Genomic DNA, 1,848 nt, shown 5'->3' with positions numbered 1-1,848 from the left:
CACCCATTAGCCGGCAGGTCAAGTAGGCACAGACATTCCCCGTGAAAAGAATTTTCTTCTTTCCCCCTTTTTTTCTTCTCGCCCAGGCGGTGATCTTTCGGTAACGCGCCCCTGTTTTCTTTTCATGCGGTGTCGGATCGTTGGTCCGCACCAGTCACCCATCAGGTTCAAGACATTGGAGGAAATCTCAAAAGAGATTTCTTGCGGCCCCTGGCAAGCTTCCTTGCCCCAGAAAACTGTCGGTACCACGCCGCCTCCAACGGTAGCGGATGCACAGATCCTATGGCTCCCTTTCGGGTCCAACCCCTTTGTGGCTCACGGCGTGGGCGTCCCAGCCGATCACAACTCTTGCGAGTTGTATTTAAGGGACGGGACAGCGGCTAATCAGACCTTGTGGTTTTGAGCCAACCCCAATGCAAGCTCACTGCCCCATCCCAACCGTGTAAACTTACTTCGGACCGAAGGCCTTGGTTATATCGAACGCAACCCGATCCCTCATGATGTAATAACAAGCCCGACACAGCTTGTGCGCCACCGCTTTGATGGCCACCACCGCTTTGCTCTTGGCCTTCTTTCTCTGATCGAAACTCTTAATCTTGGAGTTGAACCGGATGGCGAAGTGGGCTGCTTCGAGAAATGCCCAGGCCAGATACTTGTTCCCGTTCTTGGTGTTGCCCTGGCCTTTTTTCTTACCGTTGCTGATCTTCTGACTGCCGACACACCGGCAGTACGAAGCAAAGTTTCCCACACTGGCAAATCTCCTGATGTCGCCGGTCTCTAGCATGATGGTCAGTGCCAGAATCTCCCCGATCCCCGGTACCGTTTTGAGAAAGCTGAACTGCGGACGAAGCTCGACTCTTTGTGTGACGGTCTGTTCGAGAAGCTCGACTTGTTCATCGGCGCTGCACATCACCGATAGGTTCGCCTTGAGCGCCAGGGCGAGATCCCCATTGGGCAAAAGCTCATCGACCTGTTGGACATCGAGTCTTTTGACTCGGTTGGCGTTGAGCGAACTGCCGGTGTTGCGGGTCAGTAGATTCTGAATGCTCAATAGATTGGTCGTTCTCTGGCGCACCATCTGACCGCGCTTGCGTAGTAGATCGCGCACGGGCCGATCGGCTCTGGGATAAATATATCCCTCTGGCAACACTCCCAGTCTCAACAGGTGTGCCAACCAACGCGCGTCGCTGTGATCGTCGGTGTACTTCAACCCTTCATACTGTTGGATCGCCGCGGTGTTGGCCAGGTGCACCTTGTAGCCTTGTTCCATCAAACCATCGACCAGCCAGTACCAGTTGTAGGTCGACTCGACCACGATCCCTTCGATCTCGGATTGATAGACCGAGAGTTCCTTTACGATCAATGCCAGATCGTTGGGCAAGCGTTTCTGATAAACCACTCGATCTTGTTCGTCGATTACTACCGTGACATTATTCGTCGAGTGCAGATCGATCGCTGCGTATAGTTTCATCTTCGTCTCCTCCTTTGAGTTGTGGGGTTGGCTCATCACCAACCTTAGTGCCTCTCGGAGTTGCTGGCTAGATGATTATCAGACTTTCATTTCACGACTATCTTATAAGAATGTGTGGAAATCAAAGTCTGACCTTATTCCCCCTCACTATCCATACGAGGTCTTGGTAGGTAAATAGGGACGTAATTGACTAACGAGACAAAGTCCGGGTAATGGTCAAGAGAGTCTGAGTTGCAACGGTTGGAACGATGCCAAGACAAGCGAGGTTGGATAGCCCAGGGACGCTGCATCATGTGATCATCCGAGGGATTAACAAACGGCGGATCGTCGATGATGAACGGCGCGCCAAGACTCGGAAAAGAAGTTTCTACCACGAA

2 protein-coding genes are annotated in these 1,848 nt (G+C 52.4%); both read right to left on the bottom strand.

The genetic code is table 11. The features are described from left to right. Window positions 1–448: 448 nt before the first annotated feature. Entirely contained in the window at window positions 449–1,471 is a 1,023-nt protein-coding gene (locus tag EPO09_RS21570; protein WP_290646563.1) for an IS110 family transposase, read from the bottom strand. A 134-nt stretch (window positions 1,472–1,605) separates the two neighbouring features. Next, window positions 1,606–1,848 (bottom strand): hypothetical protein (locus tag EPO09_RS21565; protein WP_290646561.1); only part of this gene is annotated, 243 nt, incomplete at its 5' end.

It is taken from the genome of Aquabacterium sp. (assembly GCF_004297345.1).
In the GTDB taxonomy this organism is placed as follows: domain Bacteria; phylum Pseudomonadota; class Gammaproteobacteria; order Burkholderiales; family Burkholderiaceae_C; genus Aquabacterium.
This window is presented reverse-complemented; position numbering and strand designations above follow the sequence as displayed.

Excerpts from the sequence above, each read along its gene's own strand:
- EPO09_RS21570 (WP_290646563.1), bottom strand. The coding sequence starts at position 1,471 with ATGAAACTATACGCAGCGATCGATCTGCACTCGACGAATAATGTCACG.